Here is a 21,701-nt window from a genome sequence, read left to right as displayed (position 1 = left end):
GTAGAACGCTAGGGAGACCGGTTATCACGGTGGTCTCACCCGCGGTCTCCGACCGGTCTCAGCGGGTCCGCTGTCCTTGGTGGGGGGTGCGGCGGACCCTGGGGATCGTCACCGGGGCTGCGACTTCCGGCAGGTGCGAGGCCAGGCCCGCCACCGTGGGGTGGTCGAACACCGCGCGCAGCGGCAACCTGGTCCCCGTGCGCGCCGCGATGCGGCTGACCACCCGGCTGGCCAGCAGGGAGTGCCCGCCCACGGCGAAGAAGTCGTCATCCACCCCGAGCTCGTCCAGCTCCAGCAGCTCGGTCCAGATCTCGGCCACCAGGCGCTCGTTCGCCGTGCGCGGCGGGCCGCCTGCCGCCCGCGCCGAGGTCGGCTCGGGCAGTGCGTTGCGGTCGACCTTGCCGTTGGGGGTCATCGGCATGGCGGCCAGCGCCACCAGCCGGGTCGGGACGAGCGCCGGGGGCAGCGCGGCCCTGGCGGTGCGCAGCACCTCGCCGGGATCGACGTCGCCCACGACGTAGCCGACCAGCGAACCGCCGCGGGCGGCGACCGCCGCTTGGAGGACTCCGGGGTGTGCGCGGAGGGTGGTCTCGACTTCTTCGGGTTCGATTCGGTGGCCGCGGATTTTGGTTTGGTTGTCGGTTCGTCCGTGGTAGTCGAGTTGTCCGTCGGTGCGCCAGCGGGCGAGGTCTCCGGTGCGGTAGAGGCGTTGTCCGTTGGGTGCTGGGAGGTATTTCTCGGCGGTGGTGGCGGGTTGGTTGTGGTAGCCGCGGGTGATGCCTGCGCCGGAGAGGTAGAGCTCGCCGATGGCTCCGAGGGGTACGGGGGTGAGGTCGGCGTCCAGGATGTGGACTGTGGTGCCGTGGATCGGTCGTCCGATGGGGGTTCTGGGGTCGTTGGGGGTGGTGATCGCGTGGGTGGAGTAGGTGGTGTCCTCGCTGGGGCCGTAGAGGTTGTTCACGGTGTCCAGGACGGGGTGCTGGTAGAGCTGGTCGACCAGCGCCGGTGAGAGCGCTTCCCCGGCCAGGTTGATCGTGCGCGCTCCCGGTGGGATCGCGTCCGCCGCCAGCAGTTCCGCCGCAGCCGAGGGCACGGTGTTGACGAGGGTGAGGTGGTGGTAGGCGTCGGGGTTGTGGATGAGGTCGAGCGCGTTGTCGGGGGCGAGGGTGATGGTTCCGCCCGTCGTCAGCGGGGCGAAGATCTCGAAGACGGACAGGTCGAAGCAGATGGAGGTGGCGGCGAGGGTTTCGGCGAGCACCTCGGGTGGGAAGGTGTCGCGCGCCCAGGTGAGCATGGCGGTGGTCTGGCGGTGTTCGATCATCACGCCCTTGGGGCGGCCGGTCGAACCCGAGGTGTGGATGACGTAGGCCAGGTTGTCAGCCCCGACCCCGGAGGCCACCCGCTCGACCGGCCCGTCCTCGACCGCCGAGCGCAGCACGACGACCCCGTCAGGGGCAGGACCGCCCTCGTCGGTGATCAGCACCGCCGCGCCGGAGTCCGCGAGCAGGAGCTCGATCCGCTCCGCGGGGTAGGCCGGGTCGACCGGCACGTAGGCCGCCCCCGAGGCGAGCACCCCCAGCAACGACACCACCAGGCGGCTCGTGCGCGGCAGGCACACCGCGACCCGGTCCTCCGGCCCCACACCCAGCCCGCGCAGCCGGTGCGCCAGCCGGTTGGCCGCGCGGTCGAGCTGGGCGTAGGTCAGGTTCCCGTCTCCCGCGCGCAAGGCGATCGCGTCCGGGGTCCGGTCCACCTGGGCCTGCACCAGCTCGTGCGCGCACGTCCCGGACGGGGCCTGCGGCACGCCCCGCGCCAGGTCCTCCGCCCGCGCGCGCTCGTCGGCGGGGCGCACGTCCAGCTCCGCCAGCGCGGTCAGCGGCGCGGCGGCCATCGCCTCGACCACGGTCCCGACCCGCCGGACCAGCAACCGGGCGGTGGACTCGTCGAACAGGTCGGTGTTGCGCACCAGCCAGCCGTCGACCCGCTCCCCGTCCTCCTCCACCTGGAACACCAGGTCGAACGGCGTCGCGGTCGGCGCCACCGGGACCGGGCGCACGCGCAGGCCGGGCAGCTCGTAGGCGCCGGGGGTGCCGTTGACCGCCACCATCACCTGGAAGACCGGGCTGCGGCTCTGGTCCCGCTCCGGGGCCAGCTCGCGCACCAGGTCCGCGAAGCTCACGTGACCGCGCCGCGCCACCGCGCGCGCCGCTTCCGTCGCGGCGGCCACGACCTGCGCCAGCGTCATGGTGGGCTCCGCGCGCAGCCGCAGGGGCAGGGTGTCGACCAGGAAGCCGAGCACCCCCACCGTGTCCGGGTGCTCGCGGCCGGACACAGGGGTGCCCACCGTGATGTCGCGGGACCCGCCGCCCGCCGCCAGCGCCACGGCCACCGCCGCCGCCAGCACGGCGAAGACCGACGTGCCCGCGCCGGAGGCCACCGCGCGCAGCTCCGCAACCGGCAGGTCCAGCGGCACCGCCGCCCCGCCGTGGGTCTGCCGCGCGGGCCTGGGCCGGTCGGTGGCCAGCGCCAGCGGCGGCGCCCCGCGCGAGGCCTCCACCCAGTGCGCCAGATCGCCCCTCCGACCCGCCTGCCACGCGGCGACGTCGGCGAACTGCACCGGCGCCGCCTCCGGCTCGGCCGCGGCCGGATCGGTCAGCAGGGCCCGGTACTGCTCGGTGATCTCGCCCAGCAGCACCCGCACCGACCAGCCGTCCGCGATCGCGTGGTGCAGGCTCACCCCCAGGACGTGCCGGTCGGGGCCCGTGCGGGTCAGCACCGCCTTCCACAGCGCCCGCCCGCCGCCCAGGTTCAGCGGGCGCGCCAGCTCGTCGGCCCAGTCGCCCTCGACCAACCCGGCACGTGGCTCGGGCGACACCACCTGCACCAGCTCCTCGTCCACCTCGCGCAGCACCGTGCGCAGGGCCTCGTGGCGCACCGCCGCCCGCCGCACCGCCTCGGCCAGCACACCGACGTCCAGCGCGCCGTCGACCTCCGCGGCCCCCGTGATGTGGTAGGCCCGGTTGGCGTCCGGGTCGAGCTGGCACAGCACCCACAACCGCTGCTGGCCCGCCGACGCGGGCAGCACCACCGAGCCGTCCGGGCCTGCGACCCGTCCGAGCACCGGGATCGGCTCGACGCGCTCACGCGGCAGGCGGCGCGCCTGCCCGGCTACCGACGGGTGGTCGAAGACCAGGCTCAGCGGCACCGCCGCGCCCAGCGCCGCGCCCAGCCGGTGCACCAGGCGGGTGGCGAGCAGGGAGTGCCCGCCGAGCCGGAAGAAGTCGTCGTCGACGCCGATCGCCGACTCGGGCACGTCCAGGACCTCCGCCCACACCCGCGCCACCAAGCGCTCGTCGACCGTCTCCGGGGCCCGGCCCGAGAGCTCCGCCCGCGCCGAGGTCGGCTCGGGCAGTGCGTTGCGGTCGACCTTGCCGTTGGGCGTCATCGGCAGTTCGGCCAGGTCCACGAACACCGAGGGCACGAACTGCTCCGGCAGGCGGGCCCGCAGGTGATCGGCCAGCTCCGCGTGCCCGACCCCCTCGGACACCACGTACCCGACCAACCGGCCCGCCCGCGCCGCGACGGTCGCGGCGGTGACCTCCGGGTGTGCGCGGAGGACGGTCTCGATCTCCTCGGGTTCGATTCGGTGGCCGCGGATTTTGGTTTGGTTGTCGGTTCGTCCGTGGTAGTCGAGTTGTCCGTCGGTGCGCCAGCGGGCGAGGTCTCCGGTGCGGTAGAGGCGTTGTCCGTTGGGTGCTGGGAGGTACTTCTCGGCGGTGGTGGCGGGTTGGTTGTGGTAGCCGCGGGTGATGCCTGCGCCGGAGAGGTAGAGCTCGCCGATGGTTCCGAGGGGGACGGGGTTGAGTTGGTTGTCGAGCACGTGTGCTGTGGTGCCGTGGATCGGTCGTCCGATGGGGGTTCTGGGGTCGTTCGGCGTGGTGATCGCGTGGGTGGAGTAGGTGGTGTCCTCGCTGGGGCCGTAGAGGTTGTTCACGGTGCTGACGGTCGGCAGGGCGAGCAGTTCGGTGACCAGCTTGGGTGAGAGCGCTTCCCCGGCCAGGTTGATCGTGCGGGCCTGCGGGGGCAGGGCGTTCGCGGCCAGCAGCTCGCTCGCGATCGAGGGCACGGTGTTGATCAGGGTCACGTCCCGGTAGGCGTCGGGGTTGTGGATGAGGTCGAGCGCGTTGTCGGGGGTCAGCACCACCGTCCCGCCCGTCGTCAGCGGGGCGAAGATCTCGAAGACGGACAGGTCGAAGCAGATCGACGTCGAGGCCAGCGTCCTTGCCACGACCTCGGGTGGGAAGGTGTCGCGCGCCCAGGTGAGCATGGCGGTGGTCTGCCGGTGTTCGATCATCACGCCCTTGGGGCGGCCGGTCGAGCCCGAGGCGTAGATCGTGTAAGCCAGGCTCTCCGGCGCCACCGGGACGTTCGGCCGCAGGTCGCCCCGTCCCGGTTCCAGCTCGTCCACCAGCGCGGTCGGACGCCCCGAGACCGGTGCCCCGGTGGTCGAGGTGGTGATCAGGAGGGTGGCGTTGGAGTCGGTGATGAGGTGGTTGGTGCGTTGTGCGGGGTAGTGGGGGTCGAGGGGGACGTAGGCGGCGCCGGTTTTGAGGATGGCGAGCAGTGTGGTGATCAGGTGTGCGGTGCGGGGCAGGCAGACGGCGATGAGGTCGCCGGGTCGGGTGTGGTGGGTGGTGATGAGGTGGTGGGCGAGGGAGTTGGCGCGCTGGTCGAGTTCGGCGTAGGTGAGGGTTTCCTCGTTGGTGCGCAGGGCGGTGGCGTCGGGGGTGCGGTCCACCTGGGACTCCACCAGACCGTGCAGGGTCCCGCCCCGCGGCGCCCTGGGCACGCCGGTCTCCAGCGCGGCCCGCGTCGCGCGTTCCCCTGGACCGGTCACGTCCAGGCTCGCCACGGTCGTCGACGGCGCCACCGCCAGCGCGCGCACGACCTCGGCCAACCGCCCGGTGAACCGGGCCGCGGTCGGCTCGTCGAACAGGTCGGTGTTGAAGGTCAGGTACCCGTCCAGCGCGTCCCCGGTCGACTCCAGGTGCAGCGACAGGTCGAACTGCGTGCCGGCAGGGGGCAGCGGCAACCGGGTCACCGACAGTCCGGGTAGCTCCAGCCCGCGCGGCGGGTCCGCGTCCACCGCCACCATCACCTGGAACAGCGCCGAGCGCGACCGGTCCCGCTCGGGCGCCAGGTGCTGCACCAGCCGCTCGAACGGCACGTCGTCGTACCGGTGCGCGTCCAGCAGCCCGGCGTGGGCGCCCGCCAGCGCCTCGGCCAGCGTGGTGCGGTCATCGGTGCGCTGCCGCAGCGGCACGCTGTCGGCCAGGAAGCCCACCACTCCCGCCGAGCCGGTGGTGCGCCGCCCGGTGGTCGGCACGCCGATCGTCACGTCGTGCTGCCCGGCCGACTTCGCCAGCAGCACGGCCACCGCCGCCGCCACCACGGCGAACTCCGTCGTCCCGCCCGCCCGCGCCGCGGTCCGCACCGCGTCCGCGTCCAGCCCCACCGGCACCGCCGCGCCGCCGTGCGTCTGACGGGCCCCGCGCGGCCGGTCGGTCGGCAAGTCCAGCACCGCCGCCCCCGCCAGGCGCTCCCGCCAGTGGTCCAGGGACTCCGGTGACGGCTCGGCCCGCGAAGCGGCGACGTCGGCGTACTGGACCGGGGGAGCGCCCAGGTCCTCGCCCCGGTACGCGCGCGCCACCTCGTCCAGCAGCACGCCCAACGACCACCCGTCGGCGATCGCGTGGTGCAGCGACACCAGCAGCACGTGCTCGTCGGCGCCCGCGGTCAGGACGCGGGCCCGGAACAGCGGGCCGCGATCGAGGCGCGTGGTCGTCGCCGCCCACAGCTCGGGGGTGTCCGGGCCGTCCGCCAGCGGGTCCCACTCCCAAGTCGGGTGGATCACCTGCGTGATCTCGCCGTCGTCCGCGCGCAGCGTCGTCCGCAGCGCCTCGTGCCGCTCCGCCACGACCCGCAGCGCGGACGCCATCGCCGCGACGTCCAGCCCGCCGCCGATCCGGGCCGCGCCCGTGATGTGGTACGCGGTGTTGGCGTCCTCGTCCAGGGCGCACAGCAACCACAACCGGCGCTGACCGGGGGAGGCTGGGAGCACCACCGTGCCGTCCTCCCGCGCTCGACGGGGCAGCACCACCGCTTCCGCGCCCACCCCCTGGCTCGGCAGGCGCGCGGCCAGGTCCTCCAGCACCGGGTGGTCGAAGACCAGGCGCAGCGGAACCACCGCGCCCAAGTGCTCCCCCAGCCGGTGCACCAGGCGGGTGGCGAGCAGGGAGTGCCCGCCGAGCCGGAAGAAGTCGTCCTCGACGCCGATCTGCCGCACGCCCAGCAGTTCCGCCCACAGGTCGACCAGCAGGCGCTCGGCAGGCGTCCGGGGGGCCACCGAGCCTGCGGGCTCGACCACCGGTGCGGGCAGGGCGTTGCGGTCCACCTTGCCGTTCGGGGTCATCGGCAGCTCGGGCAGGACCACGACGTGCGCGGGAACCATGTGCTCCGGCAACGCCGTCCGGGCCAGGCGCAGCACCTCCGCCGCGCTCACCCCGCCCACGACGTAGCCGACCAGAGATCCACCGTGGACGGTGACGGCGGCGGCGGTGACCTCGGGGTGGGCGCGGAGGGTGGTCTCGACTTCTTCGGGTTCGATTCGGTGGCCGCGGATTTTGGTTTGGTTGTCGGTTCGTCCGTGGTAGTCGAGTTGTCCGTCGGTGCGCCAGCGGGCGAGGTCTCCGGTGCGGTAGAGGCGTTGTCCGTTGGGTGCTGGGAGGTATTTCTCGGCGGTGGTGGCGGGTTGGTTGTGGTAGCCGCGGGTGATGCCTGCGCCGGAGAGGTAGAGCTCGCCGATGGCTCCGAGGGGGACGGGGGTGAGGTTGGCGTCCAGGATGTGGACTGTGGTGCCGTGGATCGGCCGTCCGATGGGGGTTCTGGGGTCGTTCGGCGTCGTGATCGCGTGGGTGGAGTAGGTGGTGTCCTCGCTGGGGCCGTAGAGGTTGTTCACGGTGCTGACGGTCGGCAGGGCCAGCAACCCGGCCACCAACCCCGGCGACAGGGCTTCCCCGGCCAGGTTGATCGTGCGCGCTCCCGGTGGGATCGCGTCCGCCGCCAGCAGTTCCGCCGCAGCCGAGGGCACGGTGTTGATCAGGGTCACGTCCCGGTAGGCGTCGGGGTGGTGGATGAGGTCGAGCGCGTTGTCGGGGGTCAGCACCACCGTCCCGCCCGTCGTCAGCGGGGCGAAGATCTCGAAGACGGACAGGTCGAAGCAGATGGAGGTGGCGGCGAGGGTTTCGGCGAGCACCTCGGGTGGGAAGGTGTCGCGCGCCCAGGTGAGCATGGCGGTGGTCTGGCGGTGTTCGATCATCACGCCCTTGGGGCGGCCGGTCGAGCCCGAGGTGTAGATCGTGTAAGCCAGACCCGAGGGGGAGAGCCGGAGCCCGGTGCGGGACGCGGGACCGGTCGGTTCCAGCGCGTCGACCAGCACCACCGGCCGATCGCCGGGGTCGAGCTGCGAGGTGGTGATCAGGAGGGTGGCGTTGGAGTCGGTGATGAGGTGGTTGGTGCGTTGTGCGGGGTAGTGGGGGTCGAGGGGGACGTAGGCGGCGCCGGTTTTGAGGATGGCGAGCAGTGTGGTGATCAGGTGTGCGGTGCGGGGCAGGCAGACGGCGATGAGGTCGCCGGGTCGGGTGTGGTGGGTGGTGATGAGGTGGTGGGCGAGGGAGTTGGCGCGCTGGTCGAGTTCGGCGTAGGTGAGGGTTTCCTCGTTGGTGCGCAGGGCGGTGGCGTCGGGGGTGCGGTCCACCTGGGACTCCACCAGCTCGTGCAGGCACAGCCCCGACTCCGCCACCGGTGGTCCGCTCGCCCACCGCGCCAGCGCCGCCAACTCCTCCGGGGCGCGCACCTCCAGCTCCGCCACGTCCGCGTCCGGGGCGGCCACCAGCGACGCCACCGCCCTGCCCAGGCGTCGCGCGAAGGTCCTCGCCGTCACCTCGTCGAACAGGTCCGGGTCGTAGCCCAGCGTCCCCGACAAGCCGTCCTCCGCCTGCCACAGGTACAGCTCCAGGTCGTGCCGCACCCCCGAGGGGGCTAGCGCCACCGGGCGCACCTCGTGCCCCTCCAGCTCGAACCGGGGCAGTGCCGGTTGCAGCACGAGCAGCACGTCGAACACCGACTCGCGCCCGGCTCCCGCCTGCGCCACGACGTCCTCGAACGGCACGTGCGCGCGGCCGTAGGCTCCCAGGCAGGTCGCTCGCACCGCCCGCAGCAGGTCCCGGCCCGTGCGGGCGCCCGAACCGTCGGTGCGCAGTGCCACCATGGTCACCAGCGGTCCCACGGCGGTCGGGGCCGCGTGCCGCTCCGGCGTCGCCATCGCCGAGCCCACCACGAGGTCCTCGCGCCCGGTCGTGCGCGCCAGCACCAGGTGCAGCGCCGTCAGCAGCACCATGAACGGGGTGGCGCCCTCCTCGGCCGCCAACCCCGCCACCGCGCTCGCCGTCGTCCCGTCGACAGCCACCGGCACGCCCGCCGAGCCGAACCTGCGCCGCGCCGAGCGCGGCCGGTCGGTGGGCAGCCCCACCGGGACCGCCCCGGCCAGCGCATCGCGCCAGTACCGCAGGTCCGCCTCGGACACCGGTTTCGCCGCGGGCTGGGCGATCCCGGCGGGCGGCAGCTCCGCGCCCGCGTACGCCGCGCACAGCTCACCCAGGAACACGCCCAGGGACCAGCCGTCGGCCACGACGTGGTGCGCCACCAGTTGCAGCAGCAGGCCGCGCGGGTGCCGGTGCGCCACCACCCGGCACGGCGGCCCCACCGCCAGGTCCACCGGCTCGGCCGCCACTCGTCGTGCCACGTCGAGCGCGTCGGCGCGGGAGTCGGACGCGCGCAGTTCCAGCCCGACCGGCCCCGGCAGCGGCGACCAGGTGGCCGCTCCGGGGGCGAACACCGCCCGCAGCACCGGGTGCCGCTCGGACAGCCGGGCCAGCGCGTCGCCGAGCCGGTCCAGGTCGAGCGTTCCGCCGACCTCGGCGACGAAGGACAGCACGTTGGCCGCCGTGCCGGGGTGGATCTCCTCGAAGAGGCGCAGCCCGAGCTGCGCCGGGGTCACCGAGAAGTCGGGGCCGGGGGCGGCGCGACGCGCGCGCCAGCGCTCGACCAGCCGTGCCGCCGTGCTCCTGCCGTGCGCTGTGTCAGTCACTGGACCGGCCCCTCCGAATCAGACGTGTCGTGGTGGCGGTGGGAAGAGGGGGTCGACAGCTCCCGGCCGTCGAACCCCGGCCCGCCACGCCCATCCCGCGCACCGGTTCCCCGGTGCGGTGCACCCGGTCGCCCGGCCCGGCGGGGCGACCGCGAATCGCGCCGTCGAGCGGACCGCAGGCCGCGCGCCACCGTCCCCGCGCGTTCCCGCGGCGGGACCGGGCGCGTCCCGAGGGCCCCGTCGCGGGCGCCCCGGCCTACACCGCGCTCAGGCGCGCCACCACATCGGCCTCGTCGACGCCCTCGGCCGCCCACAGCGCGGTCAGCCGCGCGGTCAGCTCCCTCGGGGACTGGGCGTCCAGGACGACCTCCACCGGCACCGCCAGCGACAGGGCGTCCTCGGTCACCGCGGCGATCTCGGCCGCCCGGATCGAGTCGCCGCCGATGCTGCTCAGGGTCTGCTCGGGACCGCACCGCGGCACCTCGCACACCACGGCGAACACCGACGCGAAGAACGCCACGACGGCCGAGTCGTCCGCCGCGGGCGCGGCCTCGGCCACCACCACCCGACCGGACAGCTCGCCGCCGAGGAACCGGGACCGCGCCAGCGACCGCTGCACCTTCCCGCTCGTGGTGCGGGGGATGCTGCGCGGCGCGCACAGCACCACCGCGTCCACCCGGACACCGGTCGCGGCCAGCACGCGCTCGCGCACCCCGGAGGAGACGGCGTCGGCGTCCGCGCTCGCCGCGACCTCGACCGCCACGACCACCTCCTCCTCGGCCCCGGTGAACGCCGCCGCGGTCGGCCGCACGCCCGCCACCGCCGTCGCGGCGGCCTCCAGGTCGTGCGCGTGGTGGTTGACCCCGTGCTGGATCAGCACGTCCTTGCGCCTGCCGGTCACCACCAGGTTGCCCGCGCGCAGCAGCCCGAGGTCGCCGGTGCGCAGGTACCGCTCGCCGTCCAGCTCCGCGAACAGCTCCTCCTCGGCGACCCCGGTGTCGTTCCAGTACCCGCGCGTGACGCTCGGCCCCGCCAGCAGCAGCTCCCCCTCGACGCCGTCCGGCCGCGGCGCCAGGGTGTCCGGGTCGACCACGGCCAGCCGGTGCCCGCGCACCACCGGCCCGCAGTCGACCCGGCCGTCGACCAGCCCGTCCGACGGCGACCACCGCCTGCCGGTGACGATCAGCGTGGCCTCGGCCAGCCCGTAGCACGGCAGGAACGAACGCCCCCGGAACCCGTGCGCCGCGAACCGGGCGGTGAACCGGGACAGCGTCGCCGGGCGGATCGGCTCCGCCCCGTTGAACGCCAACCGCCAACTGCTCAGGTCCAGATCGCCGAGGTCCTCGTCCCCCGCCCGACGCGCGCACAGGTCGTAGGCGAAGTTCGGGCCGCCGGTGTGGGTGACGCCGAGCTCGCTGATCTGGCGCAGCCACAGCAGCGGGTCGCGCAGGAACGTCACCGGCGACATCAGCCGCACCGGGAAACCGCCGTGGACCGGGGTCAGGATGAAGCCGATCAGGCCCATGTCGTGGTAGGGGGGCAACCAGGACACCGCCCGCGTGGTCCGGTCGAGCGCGAAGACCTCGCTGATGGCCTCCACGTTCGCCACCAGGTTCCGGTGCTCCAGCACGACGCCCTTGGGCGCGCTGGTGCTGCCCGAGGTGTACTGCACCAGGGCGACGTCGTCCGGGCGCGGCAACCGGTCCAGGTCCGGTGAGGCGACCTCCAAGCCCTCCAGGGTGATCGCGGTGGGCGCGGGCACGCCCGCGTCCGGCGTTCCCAGCACGCCGAGCACCAGCGGGTCGGCCAGCAGCACCGAGGCGCCCGAGTCGTCCAGCATCCGCGCGAAGCGCTCCGTCACCCGCTCGGCGGGCCCCAGCAGCGGCGGGTAGGCGGGCACCGCGGGCACTCCCGCCAGCAGGCACCCCCACACCGCCACCACGAAGTCCAGCCCCGGTGGGAACAGCAGCAGCGCGGGCCCGTCCGCCCCCGCCGCCCGCACCCGCCCCGCCACCGAGGCCGCGCGGCCCACCAGCTCCCCGTAGGTCATCGCCGACACGCGCCCGTCGTCGTGCAGGAACTCGTAGGCGACCTGGTCGCCGCGCTCCGAGGCGTGGTCGAGCAGGACGTGGACCAGGGTGCGCGAGGACGACATCGGAGAGCTCCCTCCGCCTGCGGGGGCAGGACGGCTCGTGCGCAGGTGTGGACAGTGGACGAATCTAGGTAGCCCGACTCTCGCGGCGCTCTCACCCGCCGAAGCCGGTCTCTCGGGGCGGTCTCACTCGTCTCCCCACCCCCTCTCACCTCGGCGCACCAGGGTTGACGTGCCCACCTCCGCTGCTGGTAAGGATGAAGAGCCCCGATCGCGCCAGGCCCGCCCACCGCGGCCAGCCGGAGAACCACCGCGGCCCAGACAGCACCCGAGGGTGCCGCCGCGCCTCCGGACCAGCTCGGGTCCCACCACCGACGCGGAGGTCAGCCGTGCTGCCAGCACACGCCAGGTCCAGGTGGTTCGCCTCCTCGGACACCCCGGCGGACCCGGTGTGCGAGCTGCTGTGCTTCCCGCACGCGGGCGGCGGGGGCGCCACCTTCCACGGCTGGCAGCGCGCGGCCACGTCGGTGCGCGTGTCCGCGGTGCTGCTGCCCGGCCGCGAGCGCAGGCTCGACGAGCCCGCGATCGCAGACCTGGCCGAGCTGGTCGACGCCCTGGTGCCCGTCGTCGGCTCCCGCACCCACCGCCGCTACGCCCTCTACGGGCACAGCGCGGGCGCGCTCATCGCCTTCGAGCTCGCGAGGGGGCTGCGCGCGTCCGGCTTCCCGCCGCCCGCGCTGCTCGCGGTCGCGGGCTGCGAGGCGCCGCAGGCGGTGGAGTTCGACCGCGCCCACGACCTGCCGCGCGACGAGCTCATCGCGTGGCTGGCCGCCACCGGCGGGCTCGACCCCGAGGCGCTGGCCTACCCGGCCCTGGTCGACCTCATGCTGCCCAGCCTGCGCGCCGACCTCGCGCTCGCCGAGACCTACGTCCACCGGCCGGGACCACCGCTGGAGACCCCCGTGCTGGTGCTGCGCGGCGCCGACGACACCCAGGTCACCGTCGAGGGCAGCCGGGGGTGGTCGGCGCTGACGAGCCGGGACTGCCGGGTCGCGGACTTCCCCGGCGGCCACTTCTTCGTCCAGGAGCACGAGGCCGACGTGCTGGCCACCGTCGAGCGCGCGCTGACCGGGGAGGGACCGCGATGAGCAGTTCGTCGTACGTGGGCGGGGTCGGCGGTGGACCGGCCCGCGACTACACCGGCCTTTTCGTGCTGCCCGCCGCCCCGGCGCAGCGCCAGCTGTGGTTCCTGTGCCAGTTGGAGCCCGCCGCCAACGCCGCCTACAACATCGTCAGCGCCGCCGAGCTGGTCGGCGACGTCGACGTGGTCGCCCTGCAGGGTGCGCTCAACCGGGTCGTCGCCCGGCACGAGAGCCTGCGCACCGGGATCGGTGTCGTCGACGGCGAGCCGTGCCAGGTCGTGGTCCCCGAGGCGCTGGTGTCGCTCCCGGTGGTCGACGTGTCCGGGCCCGACGCCGAGGGCGCCAGGGCGCGGGCCCTGCGCCTTGCCGAGGAGCAGGCCGCCCGGCCGTTCACCCTGGACGAGCCACCGCTGCTGCGCGCGGTGCTGGTCCGCGAGGCCGCCGACCGCCACGTCCTGGTCGCGGTGATCCACCACGTGGTGTGCGACGGGTGGTCCACCGAGGTGTTCCACCGCGACCTCGCGCACTCCTACCGGGACCTGCTGGAGGGGCGCGCCGACGACCGGCCCGAACTGCCCGTCCAGTACGCCGACTACGTCGCCTGGAACGGGGGGGAGCTGGCGGGTGGCCGCCTGCGCGAGCTCACCGAGCACTGGCGCTCGCGGCTCGCGGGCACCCCGGCGCTCGACCTGCCCGTCGACCGGCCCCGCGCGCAGGGGCGGGGCGGCGGCGGTGGGCGCGTCGAGTCCAGGTTGGACGCCGCCACCACCGCCGACCTGGTCGCGCTCGCGGCCCGCGCGGACGCCACCCCGTTCATGGTGCTGCTGACCGCCTTCCAGCTCGCGCTGGCGGCGGTCACCGGCCAGGACGACATCACCGTGGGCACCCCGGTGGCGGGGCGGCACCACCCCGACACCGAGGACGTCGTCGGCTACTTCGCCAACACCCTGGTGCTGCGCACCCGGCTGCCGCTCGCGGACGGCCTGCGCGCGTGCCTGGCCGCGACCCGCGACACCTGCCTGGCCGCGTTCTCCCACGAGCAGATGCCCTTCGACCACCTCGTCGAGCAGGTCGGGCACGCGGGTGTCCTCGACCGCAACCCGCTGTTCGACGTCATGTTCTCCATGCAGAACACGCCCGGCGTCAGCGCCGCGCTGCCCGGTGTGAGGATGAGCCAGGTCGCGCTGCCGTTCACCTCGGCGAAGTTCGACCTGTGGCTGACCGTGGCCCCCGAGGGCGACGGCCTGCGCCTGCACCTGGACTTCGACCGGGGGCTGTACGAGCGGGCCACCGCCGCCCGGCTGCTCGGGCTGTTCGAGACAGCCGCGCGCGGGCTGCGCCAGGGTCCTGACGGCGCCACCACCCTGCCCGCAGGCGAGGCCGAGCGCGCCGAGCTCGCCCGGTGGGCGACCGGCCCGGCCCTGCCCCCGTGCGCGAGCACCACGCCCGAGGCGCTGTCCCGCCGCGTGCCCGACGACGTCGTGGTGTCCACACCGGACACCGAGGTCACCGCGGCGGGGCTGGCCGACCGCGTGCGGGAGGCCGTCGACCTGCTGCGCGCCGAGGGGGTGCGCGGCACGACGGTCACCGTTCCGCCGGGAACGGGGATCGACACCGTCGTGGCCGCGCTCGCGGCACTGGAGGCGGGCGCGGTCCTCCGCTACGGCACCCGTCCCGACCGGACCGGGGCCCTGCTCCGTCGCGACCCCGACGACCCCACCGGTTGGCGGGTGACCACGGGTCCCCGCTTCGACCCGGCCACCACGTCCTCCGCACCCGATCCGGACACGGCCGCCTTGGCGGGCTCCGGCACCCCGTCCCCTGGCGGAACCGCGGGCCGGGCAGGCGCAGAGCGCTCAGCCGACGGCCGCGGCGAGCCCCTCCGCCGCACCGCCGCAGAGCACCCGGCCGCCGCCCAGGGCGGGCCCGGCCGCCCCGCCGCCGCCCAGGGTGGGCTCGCCGACCGCCCGGTCGCCCACGACGGGCTCGCGGACCGCCCTGGCGCCCCGAGCGCGGCCACCGATCTGACCGCCGACGAAGGCGCGCCCGCCCACCACGACCCCGACCGCCGGGCCGCTGTCCGCAGCGCTCTCGAGCCGCGTGCGGTCGAGTCCCGCGCCGCTGACCCCCGCGCCGCAGCCGCGCACACCCCGGCCGCCCGCCCAGTCGACCACCGGGCGCTGGTGCGGACCGCCGCCGCGGTCGCCGAGCGCTTGGGCGTCGAGGGCCGGGACGTCGCCGTGCTGGGCGCCACCCCCCACCCGGTGGACCTGCTGGTCGCCCTCGCGCACGGGCGCAGACTGGTGCTTGAGGGCGGCCCCGCCGAGTTCCTCTTCGCCGACGCGCCCACGTGGCGGTCGCTGCTCACCGACGGACACCCGGTGCCCGAGGGCGCCACCCTCGTGTGCCACGACGAGGTCGTCGCCCCCGACCTGCTCGACGCGCTTGCCCGCACCGGGAACCCGGTCGCGGTCGGTCGCCGCAGCAGTGCCGTCCCGCTCCCGTTCGCCCTCGCTCCGCTCGCGGGCCCCGCCCGCCTCGGCCCGCCGCTGGCCGGGCAGGAGCGCCCGCTGCTGGGAGCCGACGGCCACCCGGCGCCCTTCGGCGCGGTGGGGGAGCTGCACCTGGTGGGGCACGGCGGGACCGGTCTGCTGTGCAGGCACACCTCGGACGGCGACCTGGAGGTCGTCGCCCTGGCGGGCGGCCGGTTGGCGGTCGGCGACCACCCGGTGCGCCCCGAACGGGTCGAGTCGGTCCTCGCCGAGGTGGACGGGGTGCGCGCCGCCGCCGTGTCCACCGGGGAGCTCGGCGGCGCCACCGCCCTGCTGGGCTGGCTGGTCCCCGACCGCGCCGCGCGCACCGCCCGCGAGCGCGACGAGCTGGCCGCGTCCGCCCGCGCCCGCGCGCTGGCCGCGCTGCCCGCCCACGAGGTCCCCGCCCGCTTCGGCGTGCTGCCCGAGCTGCCCCGGCTGCCGGACGGCGCCCCCGACCGGGCGGCGCTGGCCGCCCTGCGCGGGCAGGGCCTGGTGGGCGCGCTCGACGACACCCCGCCCCGCAACCGGCTCGAACGCCTCGCCATGGGCGTCTTCCACGAGCTGCTGCCCACGCGCGGGTACGGCGTGCACGCCGACTTCTTCGCCCTCGGGGGGCACTCCCTGCTGGCGGCCAAGGTCATCGCCCGCGTCCGGGACGAGGCCGGCGTGCTGGTGCCGGTGCGCGAGTTCTTCCGCACCCCCACCCCGGCGGGGCTGGCCAAGGCCGTCGCCGACGCGGAGCAGGACCGCGACCGGCGGCCCGCCGACCGCGCCGACGCGCTGCGCGGGCAGCTGGCGGGCATGTCCGACGAGGAGGTCGAGCGGCTGCTGCGCCAGCTCGGCTGACCGGGTGGCGGAGCACCCGACCCACCACCACCGGCCCGGACCCCGGGCCGGCACACCCACCCAGGAGGACCCATGGGCATCGACGACGCCGACACCACCTTCCAGGTGGTCGTCAACGACCAGGACCAGCACTCCATCTGGTTCGTCGAGCGCGAACTGCCGTCAGGCTGGACCGCCACCGGCTTCACCGGTTCCAAGCAGGACTGCCTCAAGCACATCGAGACCGTCTGGACCGACATGCGCCCCCGCTCGGTCCGCGAGCACGTCGCCTAGTCACCCCTCGGCCCGGCACGACGACAGGAGCCCCCAGCATGAGCCAGCAGCACGAGCTGAATTCCATGACGCCCGACGAGAAGCGCGCGCTGCTCGCCCGGCTCCTGGACACCTCGGCCGAGGCGACCCCCAGCAACCTGTCCCTGGAGCAGCGCAGGCTGTGGGTGCTGCTCCAGCTCGACGACAGCAAGCCCTGGCAGGTGGCCACGGCGGTGCGCCTGCGCGGCCGGGTCGACCCCGCCGCCCTCCAGCAGGCGCTGGTCGCCGCGGTGCAGCGCCACGAGGTGCTGCGCGCCACCTTCCGCGAGGTCGACGGGCACCCCCTGGCGACCACCGCCCCCGTGGTCTCGCTGCGGCTGCCCGTCACCGAGCTCGACCCCGCCGACATCCCCGGCGAGCTGGCCCGCGTCGTGGCCGCCGAGACCCGCACCCGCTTCGACCTGGCCAAGGGCCCCCTGGTGCGCGCCTCGCTCCTGCGGATCGCGGCTGACGACCACGTCCTGCTCATCACCGCCCACCAGATGGTCGCCGACCAGCGCTCGGTGCGGCTGCTGACCGACGAGGTGCTGACCACCTACGCGGGCGGCGCCGCCGACACCACCCCCGCGGACTTCCACGCCGTGGTCACCGCCCAGCGGGAGTGGGTCGACGGCGACGAGGCGATCAAGGACATCGAGTACTGGCGCGAGCAGCTCGCCGCCCTGCCCGCGCTCGAACTGCCGACCGATCGCACCCGGCCGCCGATGAAGACCATCGCGGGCGCCGCCGTGTCGGTCCCGGTGCCGGAGGCGACCACCGCCGCCCTCGACGCCCACGCCTCCGCGACCGGCGCCGACCACGCCCACCTGCTGCTGGCCGCCTACGCCTCGGTGCTGTCGCGCTACTCCCAGCAGGACGACCTGGCGATCGGCGTCGCCGTCCCGGCCACCTGGCACGCCGATGGCACGAGCCTGATCGGCCCGCTGGAGAACGCGCTCCCGCTGCGCCTGGAGCTGACCGGTGACGAGACCCTGGAGCGCCTCCTGGAGCGCACCGCGGCGGTCTCGGCCGAGGCCACCGCGCACGGCAGGCTCTCCTTCGACCGGATCGTCGAGGCCGCCCAGCCGCAGCGCGACCTCAGCCACACCCCGCTGTTCCAGGTGTCGTTCTCCTACCAGCGGCAGCCGGAGTCGGTGGAGCTGCCCGGCGCCACCGCCGTCCCGGTCGACCTGCCGGTCACCTGGACCGCGCACGACATCGACCTCGTCGCCACCCGGCGCGGGCCCGCGCTGGCGCTGCGCGCGCAGTACAACACCGACCTGTTCGACCGCGACACCGTCGAGCGCCTGCTCGGGCACGTCCTGCTGCTGCTGGACTCCGCGCTGGCCGAGCCCACCAGGCCGCTGGCCGAGTTCGCCCTGCTCTCCGAGCGGGAGCGCGAACTGGTGGTGCGCACCTGGAACGACACGCGCACCGAGCACGACCGGACCCGCACCCTGCACGGCCTCGTCGAGGCCGCCGCCGAGGCCCACCCCGGCGCCGTCGCGGTGGTCGCGGGCGACGCCGAGCTGACCTACGGGTCCCTCGACGCCCGCGCCAACGCCCTGGCCTCGGAGCTGATCGCCGCGGGCGCCGCGGCGGAGACCCGCGTCGGCGTGCTCGTCGACCGCACCCCGCACGCCGTGGTCGGCCTGCTCGGGGTCCTCAAGGCCGGCGGCGCCTACGTCCCGCTCGACCCCACCTACCCGGCCGACCGGCTGGCCTTCATCCTCGCCGACGCCGCCATCACCACCGTCGTCGGCTCCGAGGCGGTCCTCGCCGGGCTGCCCGAGCAGCTGAGCGGCCTCACCCGGATCGCCGTCCCCACCGCCGACCCGGCCACCAGCGCCCGCCCCTCGACGACCGTCGACCCCGCCGACCTGGCGTACGTCATCTACACCTCCGGCTCCACGGGCAGGCCCAAGGGCGTCGCCGTCGAGCACCGCCAGATCGTGCACTCCACCGAGGCCCGTTCCGCCTGCGCGGGCCCCGGCCTGCCCGAGCGGTACCTGGTGCTGGCCCCGCTGACCTTCGACGCCTCCGGCGGCGGGCTCTACTGGACGCTGGCCTCGGGCGGCACCGTCGTGCTCCCCACCGAGGCAGAGGTGCTGGACCCCCGGCTGCTCGGCGCGCTCATCCGCTCCCGCGAGGTGACCCACGTCGACGGCGTGCCCTCGCAGTACGCGGTCCTGCTGGAGACCGACCCGCAGGCCCACGACTCGGTGCGCACCACCATCCTCGCGGGCGAGGCGCTGCCGCCCGCGCTGATCGGCGAGCACTTCCGCCGCAACCCCGGCTCCGCCCTGTTCAACGAGTACGGCCCCACCGAGGCCGCGGTGTGGGCGTCGGTGCACGCCGTGCGCCCCGAGGACGGCGAGGCCACCAGGGTCCCGATCGGCCGTCCCATCCCGAACACCCGCCTGCACCTGCTGGACGCGAACCTCAACCCGGTGGCCCCCGGCGTCCCCGGTGAGCTCTACATCGGCGGCGAGGGCGTGGCGCGCGGGTACGTCAACCGCCCCGCGATGACCGCCGAGCGGTTCCTGCCCGACCCGTTCTCCGCCGACCCCGGCGCGCGCCTGTACCGGACCGGCGACCTGGCCCGCCACCGCGCGGACGGCGCCGTGGAGTTCCTGGGGCGCGCCGACACCCAGGTCAAGATCCGCGGCTTCCGCATCGAGCTGTCGGAGATCGAGAACGTCCTCCTGCGCCACCCGCTGGTCGCCGAGGCCGTCGTCACCGTCCGCGAGGACCAGCCGGGCGTCCCCCGCCTGGTCGCCCACGTGGTGCCCGTCATCGGTCGCGTGCTCACCCAGGACACCCTGGTCACGCACGTGCTGGGCCAGATCCCCGACTACATGGTGCCCAGCGCGTTCGTCAGCCTGGAGCGGATGCCGCTGACCCGCCACGGCAAGATCGACACCGCGGCGCTGCCCGCCCCGGTCGAGATCGCGGCGGGAGGCTTCGTCGAGCCGCGCACCCAGCTGGAGGCGGAGATCGCGGAGACCTTCGCCGCCGTGCTCGGCCTGCGCCAGATCAGCGCCACCGCCGACTTCTTCTCCCTCGGCGGCAACTCGCTGCTGGTGGCCAGGCTCGCCGCCCAGCTCTCCCGCGAGCACGACGTCGAACTGCCCATCGACGAGATCTTCCGCGTCCCCACCGTCGAGGGCATCGCCAGGGCGGTGGAGGTCCACCAGCGCCGCCGCGACAACGTCGACAGCGCCGCCCTGTACGCCCAGCAGGTCGCCGAGCTCGTCGCCGACGTCCGGCTCGACCCGGCCATCGTCCCCGACGGGCTGCCCAACGCCGACTGGTTCTCCCCCAAGAACATCCTGGTCACCGGCGCCACCGGCTACCTGGGCGCCTTCCTGGCCGTCGAGCTGGTCCAGCGCACCAGCGCCACCGTGCACTGCCTGGTGCGCGGCGAGAGCCAGGACGCCGCGTGGGACCGCCTGGAGGAGGTCCTGCGCAAGTACCGCGCCTGGGACGAGTCCTACCGCACCCGGATGCGGGTGGTCACCGGCGACCTGTCCAAGCCCCGGCTGGGACTGGGCGAGGCCGAGTACGCCACCCTCGCCACCGACCTCGACGCGATCTACCACAGCGGCGCGATCGTCAACTTCACCTACCCGTACGAGGCCATGAAGGCCGCGAACGTCCTCGGCACCGAGGAGCTGCTGCGGCTGGCCACCACCACCACGCTCAAGGCGTTCCACTTCGTCTCCAGCGTGGACGTCTTCATGGGAACCGGCGCCGAGCGCCCCTTCACCGAGGAGGACCTGGGCGACCGTCCGGTGAAGGTCCCCACCGGCTACCCGCGCACCAAGTGGGTGGCCGAGAAGATCGTCGTCATCGCCCGCGACAGGGGCGTCCCGGTGACCGTCCAGCGCCCCTGGATGATCACCGGCCACACCGAGACCGGCGCCTCGCACGACACGGACTACCTCTACGTCTACCTCAAGGGCTTCCTGGACCTCGGGGTCCTGCCGCTCTACAACGACGTGATCAACGCCGTGCCGGTCGACTACACCGCGGCGGCCATCGTGCACACCTCCCTGCAGGAGGAGAACCTCGGCAAGAACTTCAACATCACCAACCCCGAGCCGACCACCATGCAGCAGTGCTACCAGTGGCTGCGCTCCTTCGGCTACGACCTCAACGTCGTCGACGAGGAGGAGGCCCGCCGCCAGGCGCTGGCCGTGGACGAGGACCACGTCCTCTACCCGCTCACCCCCATCCTGCGGGTCGCCTCCATGCGCCACGCCGCGCTCGACCCCGAGCTCCAGCAGCAGGTCGACCCCATGGACGAGTGCCGCGTGCTCCTCGCTGCGCTGGAGGGCTCGGGCATCTCCTGCCCGCCGGTCAACGAGCAGTGGGCGCACTCGTGCTTCAGCTTCCTGGTCGAGAACGGCTACCTGCCCGCTCCCGGCGACGTCAACGCCCCCACCACCAGCGAGTCCCTTGCCTGACCCCACCGCCGGGGCGGGCTACCCCGCCCCGGCGCCCTTCCCCCTCCGAGGAGGACCCGATGACGTACCAGGGAAGTGCTTCATGACCGGCTCCGCCACCACCCCACCGCTGGCGGGGATCCGGTACGTCGACCTCGACCCCGTCGACGGCGCGCAGGTCGAGGCCCTGGCCCGCGCCGCGGTGCGCGAGCACGGCTCGTCCAGCGCTCCGTCGCTGCTCGCCGCCGCCCCCGGCCTGGCGCACCGGCTGCCCGCGCGCCTGGTCGACCAGCTGCGCGACCTGAGGCTGGCGGAGTCGGCGTCGGCGCTGGTCATCCGGGGCCTGCCCGTCGACGACGCCGAGATCGGCCCGACCCCGCTGGACTGGCGGGGGCTCGACGGGCAGACCCGCACCGCGCCGCAGGAGGCGTACCTGGTGCTGGTGGCCGGGTTGCTCGGCGACATCTTCGGCTGGACCACGCTGCAGGACGGCAGGCTCATCCACGACGTGGTGCCCATGCCGTCGCAGAAGGGCGAGCAGAGCGGCCACGGCACGGTCAACCTGGAGTGGCACACCGAGGACGGCTTCCACCCCTGCCGCTGCGACTACCTGCTGCTGCTGGGGCTGCGCAACCACGACCGGGTGCCCACCACCCTGGCCTCCGTCGACCAGGTGGAGCTCGACCCGGCGCACCGGGCGGCGCTGTGGCAGCCCCGGTTCCTCATCCGCCCCGACAACGAGCACCTCAACCGCGCCCGCGACATCGACGGCGCCTCGCACACCGTGCAGGCGATCGCGGACGCACCCGAGCCCAGCGCGGTCCTGTTCGGGCACCCCGACCAGCCCTACCTGCGCGTCGACCCCGCCTTCATGTCCGCGCTGCCGGGGGACCGGGAGGCCGCCGAGGCGCTGGACGCCGTCGTCTCGGCCCTCGACGCCGCGCTGACCGAGGTCGTGGTCGACGCGGGCGACCTGCTCGTGGTCGACAACTACAAGGCCGTCCACGGCCGGTGCGCGTTCCAGGCCCGCTACGACGGCACCGACCGGTGGCTCAAGAAGGCCGTGGTCACCCGCGACCTGCGCAAGTCGCGGGCGCTGCGCTCGGCCCCGCACCACCGAATCCTCGACTGAGCACCTCC

General features: G+C 74.6%; 7 protein-coding genes. 5 read left to right on the top strand and 2 right to left on the bottom strand.

What is annotated here, in order from left to right:
- Positions 1-58: 58 nt before the first annotated feature.
- Entirely contained in the window at positions 59-9,208 is a 9,150-nt protein-coding gene (locus CNX65_RS18345) for a non-ribosomal peptide synthetase (protein WP_096494694.1), read from the bottom strand.
- Between the two features lie 256 nt (positions 9,209-9,464).
- Positions 9,465-11,363, bottom strand: coding sequence for an AMP-binding protein (locus CNX65_RS18340; RefSeq protein ID WP_096494692.1), 1,899 nt, complete (start codon positions 11,361-11,363; stop codon positions 9,465-9,467).
- 326 nt (positions 11,364-11,689) lie between these two features.
- On the opposite strand from CNX65_RS18340, the gene CNX65_RS18335 reads away from it, so the two are divergent.
- The 5 genes from CNX65_RS18335 to gntD all read left to right on the top strand — a co-directional run bounded on the left by CNX65_RS18335 (position 11,690) and on the right by gntD (position 21,693).
- Entirely contained in the window at positions 11,690-12,448 is a 759-nt protein-coding gene (locus CNX65_RS18335; protein ID WP_198320502.1) for a thioesterase II family protein, read from the top strand.
- Entirely contained in the window at positions 12,445-15,822 is a 3,378-nt protein-coding gene (locus tag CNX65_RS18330; RefSeq protein WP_096494688.1) for a condensation domain-containing protein, read from the top strand. The genes CNX65_RS18335 and CNX65_RS18330 overlap by 4 nt, the downstream gene beginning before the upstream one ends.
- 72 nt (positions 15,823-15,894) lie before the next feature.
- On the top strand, positions 15,895-16,095 hold the full coding sequence (locus tag CNX65_RS18325) for an MbtH family protein (protein WP_096494686.1): 201 nt from the start codon (positions 15,895-15,897) through the stop codon (positions 16,093-16,095).
- Positions 16,096-16,133: 38 nt separating this feature from the next.
- Positions 16,134-20,582, top strand: coding sequence for a non-ribosomal peptide synthetase (locus CNX65_RS18320; RefSeq protein WP_096494684.1), 4,449 nt, complete (start codon positions 16,134-16,136; stop codon positions 20,580-20,582).
- Between the two features lie 82 nt (positions 20,583-20,664).
- Positions 20,665-21,693, top strand: a complete 1,029-nt coding sequence (gene gntD, locus CNX65_RS18315; RefSeq protein WP_096494682.1) for a guanitoxin biosynthesis L-enduracididine beta-hydroxylase GntD — start codon at positions 20,665-20,667, stop codon at positions 21,691-21,693.
- The last annotated feature ends 8 nt before the right edge of the window (positions 21,694-21,701 follow it).

This window comes from Actinosynnema pretiosum (genome assembly GCF_002354875.1).
GTDB classification, from domain to species: Bacteria; Actinomycetota; Actinomycetes; order Mycobacteriales; family Pseudonocardiaceae; genus Actinosynnema; species Actinosynnema auranticum.
The sequence above is the reverse complement of the archived record's forward strand: the minus strand, read 5'-3'. Positions and strand labels throughout refer to the sequence as shown.

What these genes read in the sequence shown, in the direction of transcription:
- CNX65_RS18320 (WP_096494684.1), top strand. Translation starts at nt 16,134, where the DNA reads ATGAGCCAGCAGCACGAGCTGAATTCCATGACGCCCGACGAGAAGCGC.
- CNX65_RS18340 (WP_096494692.1), bottom strand. Translation starts at nt 11,363, where the DNA reads ATGTCGTCCTCGCGCACCCTGGTCCACGTCCTGCTCGACCACGCCTCG.
- CNX65_RS18330 (WP_096494688.1), top strand. Translation starts at nt 12,445, where the DNA reads ATGAGCAGTTCGTCGTACGTGGGCGGGGTCGGCGGTGGACCGGCCCGC.
- gntD (WP_096494682.1), top strand. Translation starts at nt 20,665, where the DNA reads ATGACCGGCTCCGCCACCACCCCACCGCTGGCGGGGATCCGGTACGTC.
- CNX65_RS18325 (WP_096494686.1), top strand. Translation starts at nt 15,895, where the DNA reads ATGGGCATCGACGACGCCGACACCACCTTCCAGGTGGTCGTCAACGAC.